This is a genomic window from Peribacillus sp. NPDC101481 (genome assembly GCF_044767165.1).
GTDB lineage: Bacteria > Bacillota > Bacilli > Bacillales > DSM-1321 > Peribacillus.
In genome coordinates this window covers 1-21266 of record NZ_JBIWNJ010000008.1, presented here as the reverse complement: position 1 = coordinate 21266, position 21266 = coordinate 1, and the positions used below count along the sequence as shown (strand labels likewise).

Genomic DNA, 21266 nt, shown 5'->3' with positions numbered 1-21266 from the left:
TGACCACGAAAATATTTTTTGACCACATCATAGCTCCATGAATCTTTGGAACTTAGCAGCTGTTTGCTCTTTAACGGTGTCTGTTACGTGTGTATAGATGTTCATGGTCATTTGTATATCAGAGTGGCCTAACCGCTCTTGAACTTCTTTTATACTTGCACCAGATTCAAATAAAAGGGAAGCATGGGTATGCCGTAACCCATGAATAGTAATTCTATGAAGGTTGTGTTTTTTTATCACTATATCGAGCTTTTCATTTGGATAGGCTAAGCGGAGTGGAGAACCGTCATCACGGGTGAAAATAACTTTATTATCATCACAGTCATGAATACTAGCTAGATTAGCCTCATTTTGCCGTATACGCCACTTTTTAAGCAAAGTAAGGGTATTGGTGCTTAAACTAATTAAACGCTTTGATTCTTTTGTTTTTGACGTTTGAAAGATGAATTCACCCTCAGTGTGAAAAAGTGTCTTGGTTAAGCGAATGGAACCACCCTCAAAGTCAATGTCATCCCATGTAACTGCTAATAATTCCCCTTTACGTGCGCCAGTATAAATTAGTAGGTGAAAAAGAACATGGTCACGAAAAGTTAATTCATATTTTGTTATTGATAAGAACTGTTTTATCTCATCCTTTCTCCAGTAATTCCGATCATCATTTTCACTTTCCTTATTAATTAATTCTTTTTGCTGTCTAGGTATACTGACATGCTCCAAGGGGTTCATTGATATAATGTCCATTTTTATAGCGTATTTAAAAACTTGGTTGGCTTGAATTTTAATATCATTAACAGATGTAATTGAATGAGCTATTTCGTTTATCATTTTTTGACAGTAGGATCTGGTGATATCCTTCATTTTCAATTTACCGAAGCGGGGCAGGATATGCTTACGAAATTTTGATTCAATACTTTTCTTTGTGCTGGTCTTAATGGTTTTGGAATGATTTAAAAACCACTGTTTGAATATGTCATCAAAAGTTAGGTTATTATTGTTTATTAATATACCATCTGCTATTTCTTGTTCAAGCTTACGTGCAGCTTCTTGTGCTTCTTTCTTCGTTTTGAATTTTCTACGTGTTGTTGTTGTTTTTCTTCCCCCTGTTTCTGGGTTAACGCCTATGTCCATTTTAAACATCCACAATTGACCTTTTTTCGTTGTGTACTTTTGGAATGATGCCATTTCTTTCTCCTCTTTTAATTTATAAAAGTTTAAATCCCTCATTGCTATATACAACCCCTATTACGAGATTCTAAATGCTAGCAAAGGAATAAATGCTCCCTCCTACTCCTAGAGGGTTCTTCATACCTCGGGTAGTGTCTCGAGTAGTGACTCGAGGACACTTGATAGCATAAGTCTATCTCGAGGTTGTCTTTTATCGGTGGAGCTTCCGATCTTCTTCTACTCGGTTGATGCTACAAAAACACCTACTGTAATGTTATCTTCAATTTGATGTTTGACTCTAATTCTTCAACTTTATATTCCGCTTTTACGGCTTTTAAAGTCTCTTCAACATAGTAAGCAATTTCATCAACAAAAAGTTCTTCAGTCTTTTCAATGACAACTTCACCTTCAGCTTGTAATGTGATTAATGCTTTCCCAACTTCTCCTAAGATACCATTCATTTTTATCATCCTTTCAACGTTAATCGTTTCTACTTACAACTTGCGATTAGGTAAAAAATGCTCTAGTCATAAATCCCTCTTTACGTAAATTTCAAAGAGTTCATTAAGATGTTTATCTAGTTTGTGCTTTTCTTTCAAATATGCTATTGCTAATTCATTTGAATCTGAGTAGCTAAAAGTTGCCCCTGTGCTATCCCATCTAAATTTATTTTTCATACTAAAAATAAATCTAAGAACTTCACGCAAATGTTCTAACTCGCTAATGTTTGCTATCCCTAATTTTAAATCTCTGCGTGTTATTAAATATAGTTGGTCAACTATATCTGTTATCACCTCTCTAATTTCAGGGGAGGCTTTGCCAAGAAGCTCCTCAATACTTTTAAAATTACTATGAAAAACATATTCATCATAGGTTCTTTGCTCATTTCTACCGGCTAAGTAATCAATACTTACGTCAAAAAAATCCGCAACCATTTCAAACGTTTCAAAATTGGGTTGTCTGTCTTCACGTTCATAATTACCTAGTGTTGTGAACGGAATGCCTAACTTATCGGATAATTGCCTTAAAGTCATTCCTTTCTCTTTTCTTAATTGCCTTATTCGCTCTCCATACAAGGTAACGTCCCCCCTAATGAGTAATTACCTCTTCATATTACACACTTTGAATACAAAAGACAACTTGAATTTCTCATTTTGGGATGTTAATATCAATTTTGTACCCATATTGGGAAGTTCGAGGGGGTGTTTAAATGGAATGTTTTAAACTCATAAAGCTAGAGCATTACTTGAAAATTGATGGAAGAAAAATTCAGGTAGCAAGAGCAGAAAAGGGTTGGACAATAACTAAGCTATCTGATGAGTCTGGGGTTACAAGAAAAACCATAGGTGCGATAGAAAAAGGCAACAAAAAGAAAATCCGTTTTTCAACGATTCATCAAATTGCCTTAACGTTAGGAAAAAAAGTTGAATACTTTTGTACTCAATGAGAAAAAGAGAAGAAATGAAAGAAGGTGAGTTCAAATGAATTTTAGTTTTGAATTACCAGAAGGCACAGTAGTTACTACTCGAACTGTTTTAAAAGAAGTGATAAGAGAAATGTTGGTAGAAGTGCAAGGAGAAAATTTAAATGAAGATATTATGACCATTCAAGAGACAGCAATTTATTTAAAAGTAAGTGTGCCGACAGTTCGAGGCATGATAGCAAAAAAAGAAATTCCTTTTTTTCAAAGAGGGCAAGTAATCCGCTTAAATCGTTGGGATGTAAAGGAATGGTTAAGAAATAACTCAAAAAAGGGAATTTAGAAATGAAGCAGGTGAGGTGATTTGGCTAACGTTCAGTTGGAGCGCGGCTATACAAAGATAGCTAATGAAATATTTGAGGAAGCAGCCAAAATTAAATTAAGTCCGACACAGTACCGTTTGTTGTTTGTAGTATGGCGGTTCACCTATGGTTTCAACAGAAAAGAGCATATTATGTCACTAAATTTTCTTAGTCAGGCTACTGGGTGTGACTCTCGGCAGATACAGCGTGAGTTAAAAAGGCTAGAAGAAAGAAAAGTAATATTTCAAAGAATTAAATCAGGAAGCTACAGGAAAATTTCTTTTAATAAAAACCATGATGAATGGGTTGGTAAAACAGACATTGGTGAAATAACCATTGGTGAAACAAACAATGCAACCTCTGGTGGAAATGTCAATGAAACCATTGGTGAAATGGACAACCAAGAAAGAAATAAAAAAATATCTAAAGAAAAAGATGATAATAGAGACAAACCTGTACCTTATTTGGAATATGAAAAACTTTTTGGTACGCCTTCACCTATTTTGGCGGAGAGCTTTATTTATTGGATTGAAAACAGTCAATTTCAGGAACCAGAAGAAATCATATGTGAAACGATTAAGAGAGCGAAATTGCAAACGCCAAATAAACCAGCGGCATATATTGAGTCGATTCTGAAAAACCTTCATAATCTTGAACTTTTTTCATTGGCTGCTATTAAAGAGTACAATGCCAAATTTGATGCCAAGGTTAGAAACAAAAAAAATGGTGATGTTCCAGCCCTTAGGGATATGTTCGATAAATCGAAAAATGTTAACAATCTGTTAACTGATGAAGAATTACAGGAAATTCAAGCGATGGAAGAAGAGTTTCCATTTTAGGGGGTATGTTATGAAAGATGCAACATCATCTCTGCCTGATCCTTTCAGGCGATGTATGAAACACTATGTTGCGGAACTTAAAGACCGTGACGATTATGAGGCTAGGATGTCTGAAGGAGAATGTGCGTCTTGTAGACGGAAAGCAAACAAGCCAGAATATCGGATTTTCGGGCAAAAAGAGTGGAGGTCTGCTTATAAAGAAGGAGAGATTGAATGTAAAGCGTGTGCTGATCAGAAGGAATTGGACAAGGTTTTAGAGAGAAATAAAACTGGTTTGCATGAACAATTGACTAGTCGTTTTGAAAAAGAATATTGGCATATTCCAGATGACTTGAAAAATGCTGGCTTCAAGAATTTTAAGGTTGACGGCTACGGTAATGTTTCTGAAGCGAAGAAGGCGGCAATGGATTATGTAAAAACATTTGCTGCATTATATCCAGAAAATAGATACAACCTTACGATTATGGGCCCACCAGGGACGGGGAAGACGCATCTGGTAACAGCTATTGCCAGAACGTTGAAAGAACAGGAATTTCTAGTTATGCTGCTGACGACAGGTGCACTTCTTTCAAAAATAAAAGCCACCTATCAAAAAGGGGCTAGTCAGACAGAAGAAGGGATATTCAATTATTTAAGAAAAGCCGACCTTTTGGTATTGGATGATTTGGGGTCAGAAGCAAGAAGTAAAGATGAATTTGATTGGAGTAAGAACAAGCTGTTTGAGATCATCAACCTCCGAATAGGGAAGCCAACAATCTACACCAGCAACTTTAACGAACAGCACTTACCGACTGCCATCGGAGAGCGAGCCTTCAGCCGATTATATAATAACAACAAGTTTATCGAACTTGTTACAGACGATTATAGAAAAAATTTTACAATCGAATAAGTAGTTGAGGGTACCGCTGAATATAGATAAAAATTCAAACAGAACCATATAGTAAGCCCACAGGCTTTAAGGCCTCCTTTGAACTATTGGGCTATAAAAAGCTAAAAAAGGCAGGCAGGGTTATTCCAGCAGCCTTAGGAGGTTAATTTGGGAAAGGGGATATACAAAAAAGTAATACGTAGTGGTCGAACATTCTAATTTACTCTGTTTCAACCATGTTCTACATCAAAATAAGCCTGAAAGACTCACTTTTTGTATCAAAATTAGAGGCGCGAGCCCTTGATATAACAGTATTTTAAGGGTGTGAGAAAAATATGAGCATACTAAAAGGAAATATACGCTTGAAACGACCACAAGACGTTCGGAGGTTACTTGCAAGGGTTATCAATGAACTAATGCAGGAAGAACCTACAAGTATCGACCGAGCAAGAGTAATTGCTACTTTGTCGAATAGTATTATAAAAGCAATGGAAGTAGGAGAACTAGATGAACGTTTGCAAAAAGTTGAAAAGCGGTTAGGAGTTGAAACGTCATGAGGCTACGTAACAGAATCCTGAAAATAGAAAAGGTGTTACCACCGGCTGCAAAACAGGGCAGTGAACTACAAGAGCAAGGACGTGTAATTGAGTGGCTTGTTCAAAATAGTAAAGAATTTATGGAATGTGTTCGCCAACTTTTCCGCTTACAATGCAAAGTAGGTCAAAGCATAGAAAATTGGGAACGGTGGAAAGAACCTTACCGAGAACAAGCTGATATCTACTCTAACCGTATTAATGAGCTTATAAAACAACATACTGCACAAATATGGGATATTTCAGAAGCATAAAAAGGCCTTCCGATACTATTTTCGCTAATACATCCATTACGGAAAGTCTCCGCATTCTAGCTTAATAATTGGTTCACCACTTGGTGTGTATTGGTGCGTGTCTTCCGTGAAGCCAATTTAGTTAAATAACATATGAGTCTTTGTAAAATAAAACGACCATCTTAAAAGATGGTCGTGAAACTGTATACTTCCTTTATTTCAAGTACGTAAAAGAAGAATGTAACATTAAGTTAAATATCTTTAAATTGTCATGGTAAACTGCTTAACACTATTGTTTATTTGGTTAAGGATATCCTTTATATTCATTGCGAGATGATACGCAAGGAGTGGAGGGACGGCATTCCCTATCTGCTTGAACATTGGACCTGCCGGCCCGCTAAAAACAAAATTATCTGGAAAGCTTTGAAGCCGTGCCGCTTCCCGAACCGAAATTGATCGTGCTTGATCTCCGTCTGGATGAATAAATGCTAAACCATCCTTGTGCAAATGTGCAATGATTGTAGGAGAGGGTCTATCAAAGTCCATTTTTCTATAAAAATCTTCAAATCCATTCCGCAATCTAATTGGAATTAGGTCTGGATCAAGTTCTTTCAACTTCTGAAACGGCATTAGTATCCTAAATAACTCCCTGTCCCTATCATTGTGAAAACGTGATTTATGGTTATAAAGGTACCCTTCCTTAAAATCATTATCACGTCTAATTTTTTTTGTGTTAGCGTTCAGGAGTCGCAAGTATTCTTTTTTTTGTGGAGTATACGGAACAACATATTCTCCATCCTTAATATCAAGGGCAGGTAAATCTCCAATAGCATCTCGAACTGTGAAGAATTTCCCGTCATTTACAACAGGAGTAGGGTGGTCAAATTCTATCTCTATATCTCGACGTACCCCAAAAAATATCACCCGTTCACGATTTTGTGGAACTCCAAACTCCACCGCTTTGACAATCTGCGATTTAACGTTATAGCCCAGAAATTTCCCGTCAGGATCATTAAAATAAAAGTCTTGTTCAATGTTTTCCTTAATAGCCCCACTTTGCATGGAATAGAGTCCAGGTACATTTTCCATTAAAAACATCTTAGGCTGAAAATACCGAACGTACTTTACAAATTCCTTATATAATTTATTCCTTGGGTCCTCTCCAAATTCACCAAGGTTTTTACTTGTACCTAATCTTGTTCCTATCAAGGAGAAACCTTGGCAAGGCGGACCTCCTATAATTAAGTCAAATTCTCTTTCATTGGTATTTTCAGCAAGTTCCTGGGGGCCTAATTTTGTTAAATCACCTTGAATTATTTTTGTCTCGGGATGATTCAGACGTTGAGTTTCACATGCCTTCTCATCTATTTCCACCGATACCGCCAAATTAAAACCTGCCTGTAGAAAGCCCTCACTTAACCCTCCACAGCCTGCAAATAGGTCTAATACTTTGTACATCTAAATCCCCCTTCCTGTAAAAAAATAATAATCTCTATATATACTGGAGTGTTTTGTGAATTATTAGAGTGAAATAAAAACATCATAAATGAACTATTATACCATGACCTAAAATATAATGTGCAGTTCATACCTATTGTATTAAAAACATGAAAACTTGTACATATGTTCGCTTAATATAATCTTTAATTATAAAGTCATTAGGTTAAAACCAAATTTATTACTTATTAATTTGTGAAAGAACATTCAATTTGTTTAAATACCCGTTTACGTGGAAAAAGAAATTTAAATTAGAAAAAAAATGTTTCTTAATTTAATTTACCAGATATCGACCAGTTGAAATATAGGTATATAAAGTAAAAACAAAAATTAACGTATTGCCATATTGAAGTGATAGGAATAATATGAAATTATCAACTCCAAATAAATGAACTGGAGGTAAAATATGTCTAAATTCACTCTGGAAATGAATAGGTATTTTTCTGCCACAGTAGGTGCCTACTCTTTGGTTACAGACCGTGAGGCAACAGGTGATAAAAGTGTAACTCTTGATAGGTATGAAAAAGAAGTGATTTTCTCAGCTTATCATCCAGATTCCTTTGAAAGAAGAGGTGGGGCTGAATCAACTGGCTATGACTCTCACAAAGAATTTATTTTTCATGATCGGAATCACATTAGGAGCAAAATAAAGTTGGCAATTGTGTACCCGAAAAAAACAGGACAGGAATTAAGGCTTTATTTTTCTAAGCCTACTGGGTTCGACCCCCAAGCAGGTGAATATTGGTATATCTTTAGAGATGGCGATGATGTTCCACACATTGGAGTAATGGATTCATTTGTTTGGGAGAATATTTTTCAATCGAAAAGTTACGATCCGTTTCTTTTTAAGTCTCAACAAAACTTTGATGACGAAGACGATTCATATCAAAAAGAGGTTGGAGCGGCTATAGCTGGCCTTCCTATTTCTACTTCTAACCTTAAATATCGAAGGAGTTCAACTGTAGCAAAAAATGCACTTAAAGCTGCAAACTATTTATGTGAAGCTGAACCTTCACATGTGACGTTTAGTACTGCAGCAGGTTTAAACTATCAGGAATGTCATCATCTTATCCCAGTCTCTTTACAAAACCACTTTGAAGCTGGGCTTGACGTGGAAGAAAACATCGCTGTATTATGCGCTACTTGTCACCGATTTCTGCACTATGGAAGAGGTGAAGAAAAGTTTGAGTTGTTAACCAAGCTATGGTTGGCCAAAAAGGACGGTTTGGACCGACGCCAAATTAAAATAAGTTTTAAGGAGCTATTATCTATATACACAGGAAATGGGCTGTTGTAAGTGGAGAAAAAAATAACCACATCAAAAGCATACCAAACACAAGATAAAGATAATGAAGATCGCTTTAATGCTTTTATAAGGACTGGCATAGAAAACTAAGTCGTCGTTTATGAATGACCGTTTTAGATTCCATTGAATAGCGAAATTAAGAATAGCGAAATAAAAATGGAGAAGTAGTCCTAGCATCAGTTATAGAAACTACAAGATGTGACTTTGATGGCACAGTCAGTAAAAATTATATAAACGCAATTTTAAACAGATTCGAAAAAAGAAGAGAAGGGCTACTTGTTTGCACATCAAGTCTCCAATATCCGAATATTAAAAAATATGTAAAATAATATATAATAGAAATAACAACCGGATAAAAAAATGGGGGCCAAAGCATGCAAGCACAGGTTACAAATTTACAATCTATTATTGAGGGGACGAAACAATACCTGGTGCCACTCTTTCAGCGTACGTATAGCTGGAAAAAGAAAGACTGGGAGAAGATGTGGCAGAATATTAATGAGCTTACTGAAGCAGATAACCCGCGTGATCATTTTATTGGATCAATAGTGACGGTTCCAACAACGTCTGTTCCTCACGGCGTTGCAAAATTTCTGCTTATTGATGGGCAACAACGACTTACCACAATATTTATCATCTTGACTTTACTTCGGAATAAAGCAGAAGCAGAGCTATCGGAAGAAATTAACAATACACTACTCGTAAACCCGTATAAAAAAAGTAATGACCACTTTAAACTACTACCTACACAAGTAGACAGGGAGCCATTTCAAAGATTGATTAGTGGTACGAAGGAAGAAAATGATACTAAAAATAGTATTATTGAAGCATATGAGTTTTTTGAAAAGAAATTAATCAAAAGTGAGCTTGACGGTCAGAAAATAAAGGATGCTATTACAAGTAACCTGTCCCTTGTTAGCATAACGTTGGATCCGGATGAGAATCCTTACTTGGTGTTCGAGAGTCTAAATGCAAGTGGTCAAGCACTAACCCAGGCAGACCTCATAAGGAATTACTTTTTCATGAAAATACATACAGATTTTCATGACGAGGTACATGCAACATTATGGAAGCCTATGGAGGATGCACTAGGGGTAGATCTTTTGGAGTTTGTAAGGCACTATCTTATGAGAGAAGGGGCCTTTATAAAACAAAGTGATATTTACTTCTCTTTAAAAGATATAGTTGATGAGGAAAACGCTACAAACAGTTTAAATGAACTTAAGCGTTATTCTGATTATTATATTAAGATTCTGTCACCTACGGCTGAATCAAACTTAACTATTAGAAAGAGCTTGTCTCGGCTGAAAAAGTTAGATACAACTACTGTATATCCGTTGTTACTAAACATGTACGGATATTATGAGGATGATAAAATTAAGGATACCGAATTTGCACAAGTTTTAAATATTATCGAGAATTTTCTACTTCGACGTTATATTTGTAGTTTACCAACAGATCGACTAAAGAGTATCTTCCCTCCATTACATTCGCATGTACTTAATTCAAATTCAAAAAATTATGTAGATGGCGTTAAAGCTGTACTTCAGTCCAAGGATTATCCAAAAGATCATGTGTTCAGGCAGAGATTATTGGATGCAAAATTATACGGTAGTAGCGACAAGATTAAAAAGATTACATTTATCCTACAAGCTATCGAAGAGTCGTATTATCACAAGGAGCAAGTATCATTCTCAGACTTAAATGTTTCTGTGGAACACGTTATGCCACAAACTATAACATCTGAATGGAAAGAGCACCTGGGGGAAGAGTGGGAGACTGTACATGATTTATATAAAGATACTCTTGGTAATTTAACCTTAACTGGCTATAATTCTGAACTCTCTAATGCAATTTTTAATAAAAAAAAGGAGCATTATAAGAAAAGCCACCTGGAGGTTAACAAGTATTTTAGGGATACAGAAAATTGGAGAAAAGAGGACATCGAAAGGAGGGCAAACTTCCTGGCGGACAGGGCATTAAAAATCTGGTCATATTTTGGCAATGAAAGTATTGCTGAAGCTAGTATAAAAGAAAACGTGATAGGTAAGTCTCCCAAACAATTGTATGTTTTAGGAAAAAAATATTCAGTAACATCGTGGAGAGATGTTATAGTTCAAACCCTTAATTCAATTATGTATCTGGAGCCGGAGAAGTTTGAAAAGCTTATAGTTCGATACCCAAATCTGATAACAAGGGACTCCAATAAGTTCCATAGAACTCGAAACCTAAATAATGATTACTTTATTAATGTTAATTCTCTAACATCAGACCAAATTTATCGATATTGTTTACGAATGCTTGAAGCGGTGGATTTACCATTAAAAGATTTTAAGGTAGAAACTGATGCCAAAACTATCGGAAGGGATCAGCTTTCATTGAATTTCGACTAAGAGAAACAATTAATAATATATGGGTATTATTCTGTTAATCATGGGTTGTTATTAAAGATAAATGGAAATGAGTGTTTTAACCCTCAATCATTTTTTCGAATAGAGCTTAAGTTTAGTTTGTAACATCTAAAAGGTATTAATAAGAGACAATTTAAAAATGAGTGAGCTGCAATGTAATTAGTGGCACATTTTTTGTTAAAAGGTCAGCGCTTAACAAAGTAATGTTGTAATTCATTTATTTCAAAAATGTTACTTAATGGTTAGTGGTAGTTCTAATGATAATTAACTAAAGGGGATTATGATGGAAGTACTTAATATTTACCTTGATACATCAATATATATGGGTTTGAATTTTGACTTTAATAATAAAAGAATAAAGACATTAAAGGAACTTGTTGAGGACGGTTTAATAATTTTATATACCACCTCAATTACTGAGAGAGAAGTTTATAATAATATTAAGAAGAGTGTAGAGCATTCAAGACAATATATAAATTCCCTCAAACAAGAAGGGAAATTACTGAGGAATACCCCCCAATATGAACATATATGGGATAGAAAAACAATTGTTAATGCTCAGGTAAAACTTGAAGAAAGTTTTAAAACTTTCCTAGAAGAAGCAAAGGTCCAAAATATATCTATTAACTCAAAAGGTGTTTATGAAATTTTTGATAGATATTTTGAATTGAAAGCGCCTTTTAGTGGACAGAAAAAATCTGAATTTCCAGATGCATTTGTTCTTGATTCCTTAGCTGAATGGTCCAAAGAAACCAAACAAAATCTATATGTAGTAAGTGCTGATAATGATATGAAGAATTATTGTGAGGATAAAGCTAACTTGGTAAGTGTAGAATCTCTTGAAAAGATGTTAGATATCGTCTACCACAATGATGATGTTAAATATACTTATGTACAAAAAATATATGACGATTACTCCGATGAGTTTATAGATTACATGAACAGTTCCATCGATCAACTATTATTTGATACTTACCATCTTTTTGGAGATGTTGAAGTTAAAGAAATTAAAGCCATTGAAATGGACGAAGATCCTTTGGTAATGTCAATCCAAGATAATAAAGTTACTTTAGTTTATAATGCGGAAATTTCTTATACCATCTTGGTAAATTACCTTGATGAAACATTATCTGTTTATGATCGAGAAGCAGGAAAATATCTTTTTACCGAATATGACAGTAAAACTGTTGAAGATATAGAAAGCATTCAAGTCGAGATAGAACTAGATGTTACAAATTATGAGGAATTTGAATTTGAATTTGATAAGGTAATCTTTAATAAGGGAGATACTGTATATATTGATTTATCTGCTGAATATGATGAATTTTAAAAGCTATGAAAACATTTACCTTTCTCGAGATGAACTGGATAAAATTTCATTGACTAATAAGATACCGCAATTTGTTGTATTGAAAACAAATGAAAGGTAATCGAATTACCAAAATCTATCGGACATTATGTCAAAGCAAGATAACAATTGACAGTTGAGTTAATTAAATAATACCCTCCTTAATTAGCAGGGTATTATTAATTTTTGACCACATTCTGACCACCAAACATATAGAACGGTAAAGTATTTCACTTCATTTTTCATAAATAAAGTCTGACGAAACCTTAGCTATTATAAAAGTGTTTTTGGTGTTTATTCCTAATTATATGCACAAATTAAAGAGCGTAAAAAATACGGTCTTAAAGGCGCACGTCGTGCACCTCAGTTCTCAAAACGTTAATTCTATTACCGTTTCAAAGACTCTCAACCATTTCGGTTGGGAGTCTTTTTTTATGCCCGGAAAAGTGTGTCACTGGAAATATTAAAAAGCATATCTGGGATCTCCCGGATATGCTTTATTTTAAATACTCCATTTAATAATTTTAGTTATGAGATTCACCTTGGCTTTTTTTGATTACGGTCTTTCCCGGCATGAAGCATGCAAAAATTAATGCCACAAAAGATAAGATTAACATGAAAACATAGGCATCACTTGAGCCAAAGATGGAAGCTAATGCCTTTAGTTGAATAGCTGAAATATTTTCATTTTTCATTGATAGCTCAGAGGCATGCGAAGTTGCCTGCATTGTATACACTGTGATGACAACTGCCGTTCCAATAGCACCTGACAATTGGCGAATGGTATTATTTACAGCTGAACCATGGGAACCCAATTCTCTTGGTAAAGCATTCAACCCTGCTGTATTTAATGGCATGGTAATAAAGCTCAAGCCAATTCGTAATATAATGGTACGAACCATTAAATAGCTATAGGTTGTGGATTCGTTTATATCTATGACTCCCCACATCGAAACAATGATAAATACCAAACCTGTAATAAAGAGCGGTTTAGCACCATATTTATCATACATTTTACCTGTGACAGGGGATAAGAAGGCATTAATCACAGCTCCAGGTAATAACAGTAAACCTGCTTCAAATGCTGTAAAACCTCTTCCGTTTTGCAAGTAAATGGGTAAAAGAATTAAATCAGCATACATGATCATCGTAATTAGTACATTGATGAAAGATGTGAGAGTGAAAATTTTATAATTGAATACAGATAAATTTAATAATGGATCGCTGGATTTCATTTGTCGTAAACAGAATAAAGTCGACACGATCATTCCGACGAGTATTGCAGTAATGACAACGGGATCATCCCATCCCTTGCTTCCTGCGCTACTAAATCCAAATAATACACAGCCAAAACCAATCGTCGATAAAGTGACACTTATGATATCCAATTTTGCTTTTGTTGTCTCGGCAACATTCATTAAATATTTGAACGCTAGAACTATGACGATTAATATAAATGGCATTAACCCAATAAATAGCCATCTCCATGAAACATATTCAATGATAAAACCAGATAATGTAGGGGCTATGGCTGGAGCGAAAATCATCGCAAAGCCAATTGTCCCCATAATGCTTCCACGCTTTTCGCTAGGATATAAATATAAAATAACTGTCATCATTAGAGGCATAATAATCCCGGCACCAATTGCCTGAATCATTCTTCCCGTTAACAGCACACCAAAATTCCCTGCACATGCACAAAGTAAAGATCCGATGAGCAAAAAGAACATCGAGCTAATAAATAGCTGCCTTGTTGTAAACCGTTTCATTAAAAAGGCAGTAATCGGCACTAACACACCATTCACTAGCATAAATCCTGTTGATAGCCATTGTACAGTTGCGGCCGTTACATGAAATACATCCATTAAACCACTCAATGCAACATTTAATAGTGTCTGATTTAATGTTGATAAAAAACACCCAGCGATCAATACAATTAATAAAACTTTTTTATTTCCTTCCGTTATGTCCACTTCTGTCGACAACCCCTTCATTTTTGACTTGCATTCTCAACACCGTGTCGATAAAATCGATGGTAACAAAAAAATATGTTGCTTACCATGAACAGTTTTTTTGAAAATGTTCACTAATCGACATAGAAATATATGCTGTTGAGAAAGTCAGGGAAAAATCTATAAAGGAGTTAAAAATGTCTATACCAAAAAAAGAAGATCCTCGTACAATTCGGTCAAGGGAAATGTTTAAGGACGCTGTCATTGCTCTCTTACGCGAGGACCCCATAATTTCAAATTTAACGGTTCAGAAAATCGCAGACAAAGCAGGATTAAATCGGACAACATTTTACCTGCATTATCAGGATATTCAAGATTTACTAACGCAAATCACCGATGAGATTTTAAATGAGCTTTCCGATAAAATTTTTGCTTTAATACATGCAAAAGATTTATCAGAAAAACAACAGCTAACACAATTGCTTGATTATTTATATATTCATCGGGATTATTTACTTATTTTATTTAAAACGAATCAGTTTGAGGACCAGTTGTTTTCATTGTTAAAGCAATTAGTAGAAATTAGAAGGAAGAATACCAAAAAGGATCTACCTGCTGAATATGTTGACATTGACATTAAAACAGCCTCATTGGTAGGCATTATAATATGGTGGTTAAGAAAGGGGCTTCATTTTAGTTCAGATTATATTGCCAATCAAATATATTTAATGTACAAGGTGCAATGATGTTGGGGGTGTTCTTTGTCCGGAAAAAGATTTGTCCCATTTTCAGCATCAGATCCAAGTAAAAGGCCGCAGCGGCGTTGGTGACGGGTGTGTTCCATTTGTTTACACTTGAGTTTATTTATGTAATACAGAATTTTTTGTAAAATCCATATTTATTAAGTTCCTGTTTAGGAGTATGATAATACTTAAAAAAGAAAGAGGACTTCATATGAATTCAACATACTCACCAATTGAAACAACTAAAACAAAAGCCTTGGTCATCAATGCGCTATTCATTGCATTAACTCTTGTAGCGACAATGTTCATCAACATCAAGCTTCCAATAATGGGTAACGGCGGCCTGATCCATCTTGGTAACGTTCCCCTTTTTATAGCAGCCTTGGTATATGGCAAAAAAACAGGAGCGATAGCAGGCGCCTTCGGTATGGCCTTCTTCGACCTTTTCTCTGGTTGGGCAGCGTGGGCACCGTTTACATTCGTCATCGTAGGTACAATGGGCTTTCTAGCCGGCCTTATATCCGAAAAGGTACCGGGCAAGAGAGAATGGGTATACACTATGGCCGTTGCCGTTGCATTGGTTATAAAAATCGTCGGCTACTATTTTGTCGAGGTTATTCTTTATGGTAACTGGATACAGCCATTTGGCTCCATCCCAGGAAACGTGATGCAGGTCGTAATAGCCGGTATAATTGTAGTGCCGCTTGCTGGTAGATTAAAGAAAAGAGCTGGACAGATATAAAGTAAAACATGGGAAACCATTTCAAAACATTGTGTAGGCGCCACCGATAGAATTTAGGACAGTTTAAAAGTTATATCAAAGGACATCCGTTTACCATGGATGTCCTTTTATCTTAATAGATCTCAAATAGTATTGATCAAGGTTCAAAGAGACACACGCAGTGAGCGACCCAAGTCGACAAGGTCAGCCTCGGGTAGCGGCCTGAGTGGCGAGTTATGGGTGATAGTTCCGAGTTTTCTGCCATTAAACATCATCCGAAATGTTCAGTTTGCCCTTTGACCATGGAAGATAGCATTTTGCATATCGATACGCATTATTAAATTACTTGCCAAACCTATCCTTATTATTTTTTGCCAATGGAATAAATGAATGGTTCAAAATAGAAGGCTAAAACTAAATTATGTCTTGGGAAATAATTTTGGGAAATGGGGAATTGCCCCGGAGGTGAATTATGGCTGTGATATTAGGTTTACAGGAGATGCAAAGGGAAAGGCAATTGAAGTTCGAACGCAGGCTGCTCAGGGAACTTTCTATCGAGGATATGAAGGGAAGGATTCAGCGTTACTTCGGACAGGACTTGATGGATGTTTTGGAGGAGGGCTACTTTGATGTTGCCATCGAGGCTTATTTATTAGGAGCCAACTATAGTAAGTTTGGCTATTATGGTGAGTCGGAAGAAGATGTTAGGTCCAGGTGCTGGAAGGAAGAGAAATTTTTGGTGGATACTCTTTTTAACTTCATTTTGTATTGGCGGGAAGTTACGGCGAATAATGCTTTTGATGAGGGTTTGTTTTATTGCTGTGAAGGATTTGTAGGGGATTGGTGGCTGGACGGCTTTAAGACTGGTGAAAAACGATATAAAATGAAACTGCATTAGGAAGGCAAATTCCCATTCCTTGTTCTATTTCCATGGTTTGTCCCATACTTTTTAGTAGAGAGATCATGGAAGGGGAACGGTCATGCGCAGAAAGCTGAAATATACAGGAATCGCTATGGGATTGTTTGTCCTTTTTTTAATTGTAACTTTTAAATTTGTTGAAGATGATTCTTGGGACTCCTGGAACCTTCCGTTGGCAGGTAAGGTCATCATTCTGGATGCAGGTCACGGAGGAATGGACGGCGGGGCAAATGTACAAGAGATTATGGAAAAGGAAATTGCCCTTTCCGTTTCATTAAAGGTCAGGGACTATTTGCAGGAACAGGGTGCCCTTGTCATCATGACCCGTGAGAAAGATGAGGATTTGGCACAGGGAAATACAAAGGGGATCCGCCAGCGAAAACAGGAGGACTTACGGAATCGGGTTGAAATGATCAATGATTCGGAAGCGGACTTATTCTTAAGCATTCATTTGAACTCTTTTCCATCAGCGTCATCGAAAGGTGCCCAGACCTTTTATACAAGCAGGTTTGAAGAAAATGAACAGGTGGCAAAATTCATTCAGACTGAAATCATCAGGAACCTGGAAAATACAAAGCGTGATGCAAAAACGATTAATCATGTGTATTTGATGAATTATGCTAAGAAGCCGGGAGCGCTTGTGGAAATTGGCTTTCTTTCCAATACCGAGGAAAGGGAACGCCTTGTCAGTGATAAGTATCAAGAAAAGGTTGCCAGCTCGATTTATATGGGGATTTTACGGTACTTTACAGAGGGAAAACTATCAGAAGAAAAGTGATGTCTGGGTCTTGTAAGGTACAAGGCCTCTTTATTATGGGAAAATAATCAGGTTTTTCATGCGGGGCAGATAATAATCTTTCTTTCCGTAATATGTTATACTGAAAAATGGGAAAATAAAATTCAAAGGGGTGCTCGACTTGCTAACAGAAGAGAAAGTACTGAATTTATTAAAGGATCTTAAAGACCCTTTTCTACATAAAAACCTTGAAGAGACAAATGGAATTATAGAAATCAAAATAAAACCTGAAAAGAATCATGTAAGTGTTAAACTTGCGATTGCGAAAACGGGGACCGCCGAGCAAATGCAAATGCAATCGGAAGTTGTGGACTTACTGAAAACGAACGGAGCGGAATCGGTAGGCATCCGTTTCGCGGAGCTTTCTGAAGAGGAGTTAGCCAAGCACCGTGAAAGCATTCCTCAGGATGAAGCGGACCAAGGCTTGCTTGGCCCTAACAGCAAGACACAATTCATCGCGATCGCCAGCGGTAAAGGCGGAGTGGGAAAATCTACGATTTCAGTGAATTTCGCCACTTCACTTGCTCGTTTAGGTAAAAAGGTCGGACTGGTTGATGCCGATATTTATGGATTCAGCGTACCTGATATGATGGGGATAACAAAAAGACCGGTTGTTCGCGGGGAAAAAATCATTCCTGTAGAACGGTTTGGCGTTCAAGTTATCTCAATGGGCTTTTTTGTAGAGGATAACGCGCCGATCATATGGAGAGGGCCAATGCTGGGGAAAATGCTCAACAGTTTCTTTAATGAAGTGGAATGGGGAGATTTGGACTATTTGGTCCTTGACTTACCGCCGGGTACAGGCGATGTTGCTTTGGACGTTCATACGATGCTCCCATCATGTAAAGAAATCATCGTTACGACACCGCATCCGACTGCAGCCTTCGTTGCTGCAAGAGCTGGTGCCATGGCCATCAAGACAGAACACGAAGTCATTGGTGTCATAGAGAACATGTCATTCTTCGAAAGTAAAACGACGGGTGAAAAAGAATATGTCTTCGGAAAAGGCGGCGGAGAGAAGCTTGCAGAAGAGCTTCGTACAGAAGTTTTAGGTCAACTTCCCCTGCAACAGCCGGATTGGAACGAAGAGGACTTTGCTCCATCCATTTACGCAGCGGACCATAGGCTCGGCAGGATTTACGAAGATATTGCTAAGAAAGTCATTGAAAAACTACAATAAAAATAAGGCTGATTCCGATTGGAATCAGCCTTATTTCATTCTTTTTACTTTTTCTCCTTCTCAGCCGCTTTAGTGGCTGCTTTATCCAATTTCTCTTGCATTTTAGCCTGGACGAGAGGACTCTCCATGGTTTCGATGATCAGCTCTTTGTAGACCGACCGCATCTCCTTGGTTTTTAATAACTTATTCATTTCTTTTTCCATATCCGGTTCTTTCATTATTTCCATGAGCATTCCACGATACTGAGGATCGGCAGTTAAGTCCTTCAATACCTTTTTATGTTCGTCTTCTAATGCTTTAGCATACGCGGAAGCGAATTCGGGATCATTAAATGTCTTTTTCCAAAATTCCTTCCCTTTATCTGAAGTGACCATATCTTCAATGGATTTCTTAATGTCATCCGAATCCATAATAAGTTCAGCTTTCGTTTTGTCGTCAGTAATGATATCCTGGATGGCTTTTTTTCCATCATCTGTTTTCAAGATATCTACGACCATCTTCTTTGTCTCTTCATACTCCATTTTTTCTGCGCCTGCTCCATTTTGAGCACAACCGGAACAAACGAGTAAGAATGACGTGAAAAGCAAAGCAACTCCCACTCTCATACGCAGGGCCCCTTTCATCCTTCTTACTGTTAATATGGTTCCAATCGGCGATATTATTCCTTGGTGGAATAAGTGGATTTTTCCAAATTTGGTTGGTACAATTAAGGAAATGAAATAGAAATGTATGGAGGAAAACAATGAACAGCCGTAATTTAGTTAAATTGTTTTTAACAACATTGCTTATAGGTGGTGTAACGGGCGGAGTTGTAGGTTTCTTGGCCCGGTGGAATGAGTTTAAGCCTTATTTCTCTTCTTTTGATGCCAGTGCCATCCTATCAACTTTTATTTGGTTATTCGGTGTTGGATTAATTTTCAGTGTCATAAGCCAAGCTGGCTTTTTTGCCTATTTAACGATACATCGTTTTGGTCTCGGAATATTTAAAAGCGCTTCCTTATGGAATGCCGTTCAACTTGTACTCATTCTTTTTGTTGTTTTCGATCTTGTTTACCTGCGATACCTTAGCTTTGGTTCAGGCGAGGGGATCAGTTCCTACATCGTGTTAGCATTGGTTGTATTGGCCTCGGGGCTTGTTACAGCTTATTTCAAAATGAAACAAACGAATAAACAGTCATTCATCCCGGCTTTGTTTTTCATGGTCGTGTTCACGGTGTTGGAGTGGATACCTGTCCTAAGTGCCAATGATGAAAGCTGGCTTTACTTCATGCTGTTTCCATTGCTGGTCTGCAATGCTTATCAATTATTGGTCCTGAGCAAATTGATTGAAATTTCACAAAAGGAATTGGCCAGTAAAAGAGGGCGTAAGCAAACTCCGGCAAATGGAAAGATGAAAGCCGGTGAACTTGGTGAAGGCAGATAACCTATATGTATGCCGGGCCATACTTGAGGAAGTCAAAACATAAAAACTGCGTACTAAAGGTTCAAGGAGACCATTAGTACGCAGTTTTTTCAGTCAGCGAATTTCCTCACTGCTTGCTGATGAATTGGAAATCATCTCTGAAACGTTAACGAAGTTTAAATTTTTTGTTCGAAGTTCACTTATTAACTCCGGTAAAGCCTTATTCGTTTGTTTTGCTGAGTCTGAAGCATGTAATAAGATGATATCACCCTTTTGGGCCTTGGTGATGTTCTGTACGATCCGGTCCACACCCGGATTGGTCCAATCCTTTGAATCGATGCTCCAATGGACAACGGTGTATCCGAATTTCTCGCTGATCTTTAAGAGGCGTTTATCAAAGTGTCCGGTGGGAGCGCGTAAAAGTTCTATATTCTTTATATTAAGTTTTTTAAATGCTTCCTGGGCTTTAGAAATATCCCGGATGATTTCCTGATCTTCCATTTCGGAATAATCCTTATAATCGTAACCAAGGATGCCGATTTCATATCCTTCTTTCACAATTTCCGCTACTATGTCCGGATGACGTTCAGCCCAGGATCCCGAGAGGAAAAATGTGGCGGATTTAATCTCTTCCCTTTTTAATGTTTCTATTATCGGAGCGGCTTTCTCATCACCCCAGCCGATATTGAACGTGATCGCAACATTCTTTTCCCCTTTATAAACAGCTTTCGGCCCATCATCTGTAGAAAAAACGGGAGCATGAAGAATGTTTTGTACAAAAAGGAACCAAGCGGTAAAAAGTGCCGTAAGTAATATTAACGAATAATATTTGATCTTCTTGGCTTGAAGCACCATGAAAAATTTCATTAATCCATCCCCTTGTCCAAAGTACTCTTGTCTTCAAATTTATGCGCGAGGATTATTGTTATGCAAAAAAGTCAGTTGAAAATTCATAAAAATGCTGGCAATGGGGAATGCTGTCTGATGGAGGTGTGAACCATGCTCGGTTTATTGATTAATGACAAGGAAAAGATGGAATTGGAGTACCTTTTAAAAAGAGAGATGGATGAAATACTATTCGATCTGCAGGATGACAGAATCGATCACTTGGTCAAAAGAGCTATAAACGAGAAATATAACATCCTTTTCAGACTGTTTAAAAGGGTGAGCACCGAGGAGGAATGCCTAATCTATATGAGGGGAAAAAAGAATTTGTCTAAGTGGAATCAGTCATGAGATTCAAAAGTGAATTATATTCAAAAAATCTATTGACTATTGATTTATACGCTGGTATATTATAAAAGTTGCTGCAACGTAAAAGCTTTTGAAAAAGAATGAAAAAACTTTTTTAAAAAAGTTATTGACGAAGTAGTAATAAGATGTTAAGATATTAAAGTCGCTAAGAGATGCGGCGAACAAATTGCTCTTTGAAAACTGAACAAAACAAAGCGCCAACGTTAAATTTTAAGTGAGCACACACTATCAAAAAAGCAAATGAGCAAGTCAAACATT

Annotated in this window: 23 protein-coding genes and 1 pseudogene; 17 read left to right on the top strand and 7 right to left on the bottom strand. The window is 36.7% G+C overall.

Going from position 1 to position 21266, the window contains the following annotated elements; translation table 11 throughout:
* Positions 1-27: 27 nt before the first annotated feature.
* The 3 genes from ACIROD_RS25195 to ACIROD_RS25185 form a co-directional block, all read right to left on the bottom strand.
* Positions 28-1224: a tyrosine-type recombinase/integrase gene (locus ACIROD_RS25195; RefSeq protein ID WP_402945477.1), complete on the bottom strand. Its 1197-nt coding sequence runs from the start codon at positions 1222-1224 to the stop codon at positions 28-30.
* A gap of 203 nt (positions 1225-1427) precedes the next feature.
* Positions 1428-1625, bottom strand: coding sequence for a hypothetical protein (locus ACIROD_RS25190; RefSeq protein WP_402945474.1), 198 nt, complete (start codon positions 1623-1625; stop codon positions 1428-1430).
* A gap of 66 nt (positions 1626-1691) precedes the next feature.
* Entirely contained in the window at positions 1692-2240 is a 549-nt protein-coding gene (locus tag ACIROD_RS25185) for a helix-turn-helix domain-containing protein (protein ID WP_402945471.1), read from the bottom strand.
* A gap of 134 nt (positions 2241-2374) precedes the next feature.
* Between ACIROD_RS25185 and ACIROD_RS25180 the strand changes: the two genes are divergently transcribed.
* The 6 genes from ACIROD_RS25180 (at position 2375) to ACIROD_RS25155 (ending at position 5500) form a co-directional block, all read left to right on the top strand.
* On the top strand, positions 2375-2611 hold the full coding sequence (locus ACIROD_RS25180) for a helix-turn-helix transcriptional regulator (protein ID WP_402945468.1): 237 nt from the start codon (positions 2375-2377) through the stop codon (positions 2609-2611).
* A gap of 34 nt (positions 2612-2645) precedes the next feature.
* Entirely contained in the window at positions 2646-2927 is a 282-nt protein-coding gene (locus ACIROD_RS25175) for a helix-turn-helix domain-containing protein (protein ID WP_402945465.1), read from the top strand.
* A gap of 21 nt (positions 2928-2948) precedes the next feature.
* A complete protein-coding gene (locus ACIROD_RS25170) occupies positions 2949-3785 on the top strand; it encodes a replication protein (RefSeq protein ID WP_402945461.1) in 837 nt (278 codons plus the stop codon).
* Between the two features lie 10 nt (positions 3786-3795).
* Positions 3796-4674 carry an ATP-binding protein gene (locus tag ACIROD_RS25165; protein ID WP_402945458.1) on the top strand — a complete coding sequence of 293 codons (879 nt, stop codon included), beginning with the start codon at positions 3796-3798 and terminating at the stop codon, positions 4672-4674.
* A gap of 314 nt (positions 4675-4988) precedes the next feature.
* Positions 4989-5210, top strand: coding sequence for a hypothetical protein (locus ACIROD_RS25160; protein ID WP_402945455.1), 222 nt, complete (start codon positions 4989-4991; stop codon positions 5208-5210).
* Entirely contained in the window at positions 5207-5500 is a 294-nt protein-coding gene (locus ACIROD_RS25155) for a hypothetical protein (RefSeq protein ID WP_402945452.1), read from the top strand. Before ACIROD_RS25160 ends, ACIROD_RS25155 begins: the two co-directional genes overlap by 4 nt.
* A gap of 240 nt (positions 5501-5740) precedes the next feature.
* Here ACIROD_RS25155 and ACIROD_RS25150 read toward each other — a convergent pair whose 3' ends face one another.
* Complete coding sequence (locus ACIROD_RS25150; RefSeq protein WP_402945449.1) at positions 5741-6937, bottom strand: DNA cytosine methyltransferase; 1197 nt, start codon at positions 6935-6937, stop codon at positions 5741-5743.
* Between the two features lie 445 nt (positions 6938-7382).
* Here ACIROD_RS25150 and ACIROD_RS25145 point away from each other — a divergent pair, with 445 nt between their 5' ends.
* The 4 genes and pseudogenes from ACIROD_RS25145 to rpsI form a co-directional block, all read left to right on the top strand.
* Positions 7383-8273, top strand: coding sequence for an HNH endonuclease (locus ACIROD_RS25145; protein WP_402945446.1), 891 nt, complete (start codon positions 7383-7385; stop codon positions 8271-8273).
* Between the two features lie 383 nt (positions 8274-8656).
* Entirely contained in the window at positions 8657-10675 is a 2019-nt protein-coding gene (locus ACIROD_RS25140) for a DUF262 domain-containing protein (protein WP_402945441.1), read from the top strand.
* Positions 10676-10976: 301 nt separating this feature from the next.
* Positions 10977-12023: a PIN domain-containing protein gene (locus ACIROD_RS25135; RefSeq protein ID WP_402945438.1), complete on the top strand. Its 1047-nt coding sequence runs from the start codon at positions 10977-10979 to the stop codon at positions 12021-12023.
* 328 nt (positions 12024-12351) lie between these two features.
* Positions 12352-12423: pseudogene (gene rpsI, locus ACIROD_RS25130) on the top strand (30S ribosomal protein S9); the annotation flags it as partial.
* A 142-nt stretch (positions 12424-12565) separates the two neighbouring features.
* On the opposite strand, the gene ACIROD_RS25125 reads toward rpsI, so the two are convergent.
* Positions 12566-14035 carry a DHA2 family efflux MFS transporter permease subunit gene (locus ACIROD_RS25125; protein WP_402945435.1) on the bottom strand — a complete coding sequence of 490 codons (1470 nt, stop codon included), beginning with the start codon at positions 14033-14035 and terminating at the stop codon, positions 12566-12568.
* Positions 14036-14190: 155 nt separating this feature from the next.
* Here ACIROD_RS25125 and ACIROD_RS25120 point away from each other — a divergent pair, with 155 nt between their 5' ends.
* From ACIROD_RS25120 to ACIROD_RS25100, 5 genes are all read left to right on the top strand, one after another.
* Entirely contained in the window at positions 14191-14739 is a 549-nt protein-coding gene (locus ACIROD_RS25120; RefSeq protein ID WP_101225880.1) for a TetR/AcrR family transcriptional regulator, read from the top strand.
* 208 nt (positions 14740-14947) lie between these two features.
* Positions 14948-15478, top strand: a complete 531-nt coding sequence (locus tag ACIROD_RS25115) for an ECF transporter S component (protein ID WP_101225881.1) — start codon at positions 14948-14950, stop codon at positions 15476-15478.
* 451 nt (positions 15479-15929) lie between these two features.
* Entirely contained in the window at positions 15930-16355 is a 426-nt protein-coding gene (locus ACIROD_RS25110) for a DUF2521 family protein (protein ID WP_101225882.1), read from the top strand.
* Between the two features lie 82 nt (positions 16356-16437).
* On the top strand, positions 16438-17154 hold the full coding sequence (cwlD, locus tag ACIROD_RS25105; protein ID WP_101225883.1) for an N-acetylmuramoyl-L-alanine amidase CwlD: 717 nt from the start codon (positions 16438-16440) through the stop codon (positions 17152-17154).
* Positions 17155-17293: 139 nt separating this feature from the next.
* Positions 17294-18352, top strand: coding sequence for an Mrp/NBP35 family ATP-binding protein (locus ACIROD_RS25100; protein WP_101225884.1), 1059 nt, complete (start codon positions 17294-17296; stop codon positions 18350-18352).
* A 44-nt stretch (positions 18353-18396) separates the two neighbouring features.
* Here the strand turns inward: ACIROD_RS25100 and gerD are convergent, their stop codons facing one another.
* Complete coding sequence (gerD, locus tag ACIROD_RS25095) at positions 18397-18957, bottom strand: spore germination lipoprotein GerD (RefSeq protein ID WP_101225885.1); 561 nt, start codon at positions 18955-18957, stop codon at positions 18397-18399.
* 137 nt (positions 18958-19094) lie between these two features.
* Between gerD and ACIROD_RS25090 the strand changes: the two genes are divergently transcribed.
* The gene (locus ACIROD_RS25090) at positions 19095-19775 is read left to right on the top strand and encodes a KinB-signaling pathway activation protein (protein ID WP_230178751.1); all 681 of its coding nucleotides are present in this window, start codon (positions 19095-19097) and stop codon (positions 19773-19775) included.
* 93 nt (positions 19776-19868) lie between these two features.
* Here the strand turns inward: ACIROD_RS25090 and pdaB are convergent, their stop codons facing one another.
* Complete coding sequence (pdaB, locus tag ACIROD_RS25085; RefSeq protein WP_101225887.1) at positions 19869-20621, bottom strand: polysaccharide deacetylase family sporulation protein PdaB; 753 nt, start codon at positions 20619-20621, stop codon at positions 19869-19871.
* Positions 20622-20753: 132 nt separating this feature from the next.
* Here pdaB and ACIROD_RS25080 point away from each other — a divergent pair, with 132 nt between their 5' ends.
* On the top strand, positions 20754-20990 hold the full coding sequence (locus ACIROD_RS25080) for a hypothetical protein (protein ID WP_101225888.1): 237 nt from the start codon (positions 20754-20756) through the stop codon (positions 20988-20990).
* Positions 20991-21266 lie beyond the last annotated feature (276 nt).

What these genes read in the sequence shown, in the direction of transcription:
- ACIROD_RS25115 (WP_101225881.1), top strand. Translation starts at nt 14,948, where the DNA reads ATGAATTCAACATACTCACCAATTGAAACAACTAAAACAAAAGCCTTG.
- ACIROD_RS25155 (WP_402945452.1), top strand. Translation starts at nt 5,207, where the DNA reads ATGAGGCTACGTAACAGAATCCTGAAAATAGAAAAGGTGTTACCACCG.
- ACIROD_RS25135 (WP_402945438.1), top strand. Translation starts at nt 10,977, where the DNA reads ATGGAAGTACTTAATATTTACCTTGATACATCAATATATATGGGTTTG.
- ACIROD_RS25145 (WP_402945446.1), top strand. Translation starts at nt 7,383, where the DNA reads ATGTCTAAATTCACTCTGGAAATGAATAGGTATTTTTCTGCCACAGTA.
- ACIROD_RS25150 (WP_402945449.1), bottom strand. Translation starts at nt 6,937, where the DNA reads ATGTACAAAGTATTAGACCTATTTGCAGGCTGTGGAGGGTTAAGTGAG.
- ACIROD_RS25160 (WP_402945455.1), top strand. Translation starts at nt 4,989, where the DNA reads ATGAGCATACTAAAAGGAAATATACGCTTGAAACGACCACAAGACGTT.
- ACIROD_RS25195 (WP_402945477.1), bottom strand. Translation starts at nt 1,224, where the DNA reads ATGAGGGATTTAAACTTTTATAAATTAAAAGAGGAGAAAGAAATGGCA.
- ACIROD_RS25190 (WP_402945474.1), bottom strand. Translation starts at nt 1,625, where the DNA reads ATGAATGGTATCTTAGGAGAAGTTGGGAAAGCATTAATCACATTACAA.
- pdaB (WP_101225887.1), bottom strand. Translation starts at nt 20,621, where the DNA reads ATGAAATTTTTCATGGTGCTTCAAGCCAAGAAGATCAAATATTATTCG.
- ACIROD_RS25125 (WP_402945435.1), bottom strand. Translation starts at nt 14,035, where the DNA reads ATGAAGGGGTTGTCGACAGAAGTGGACATAACGGAAGGAAATAAAAAA.
- ACIROD_RS25175 (WP_402945465.1), top strand. Translation starts at nt 2,646, where the DNA reads ATGAATTTTAGTTTTGAATTACCAGAAGGCACAGTAGTTACTACTCGA.
- ACIROD_RS25180 (WP_402945468.1), top strand. Translation starts at nt 2,375, where the DNA reads ATGGAATGTTTTAAACTCATAAAGCTAGAGCATTACTTGAAAATTGAT.
- cwlD (WP_101225883.1), top strand. Translation starts at nt 16,438, where the DNA reads ATGCGCAGAAAGCTGAAATATACAGGAATCGCTATGGGATTGTTTGTC.
- gerD (WP_101225885.1), bottom strand. Translation starts at nt 18,957, where the DNA reads ATGAGAGTGGGAGTTGCTTTGCTTTTCACGTCATTCTTACTCGTTTGT.
- ACIROD_RS25080 (WP_101225888.1), top strand. Translation starts at nt 20,754, where the DNA reads ATGCTCGGTTTATTGATTAATGACAAGGAAAAGATGGAATTGGAGTAC.
- ACIROD_RS25120 (WP_101225880.1), top strand. Translation starts at nt 14,191, where the DNA reads ATGTCTATACCAAAAAAAGAAGATCCTCGTACAATTCGGTCAAGGGAA.
- ACIROD_RS25090 (WP_230178751.1), top strand. Translation starts at nt 19,095, where the DNA reads ATGAACAGCCGTAATTTAGTTAAATTGTTTTTAACAACATTGCTTATA.
- ACIROD_RS25110 (WP_101225882.1), top strand. Translation starts at nt 15,930, where the DNA reads ATGGCTGTGATATTAGGTTTACAGGAGATGCAAAGGGAAAGGCAATTG.
- ACIROD_RS25165 (WP_402945458.1), top strand. Translation starts at nt 3,796, where the DNA reads ATGAAAGATGCAACATCATCTCTGCCTGATCCTTTCAGGCGATGTATG.
- ACIROD_RS25140 (WP_402945441.1), top strand. Translation starts at nt 8,657, where the DNA reads ATGCAAGCACAGGTTACAAATTTACAATCTATTATTGAGGGGACGAAA.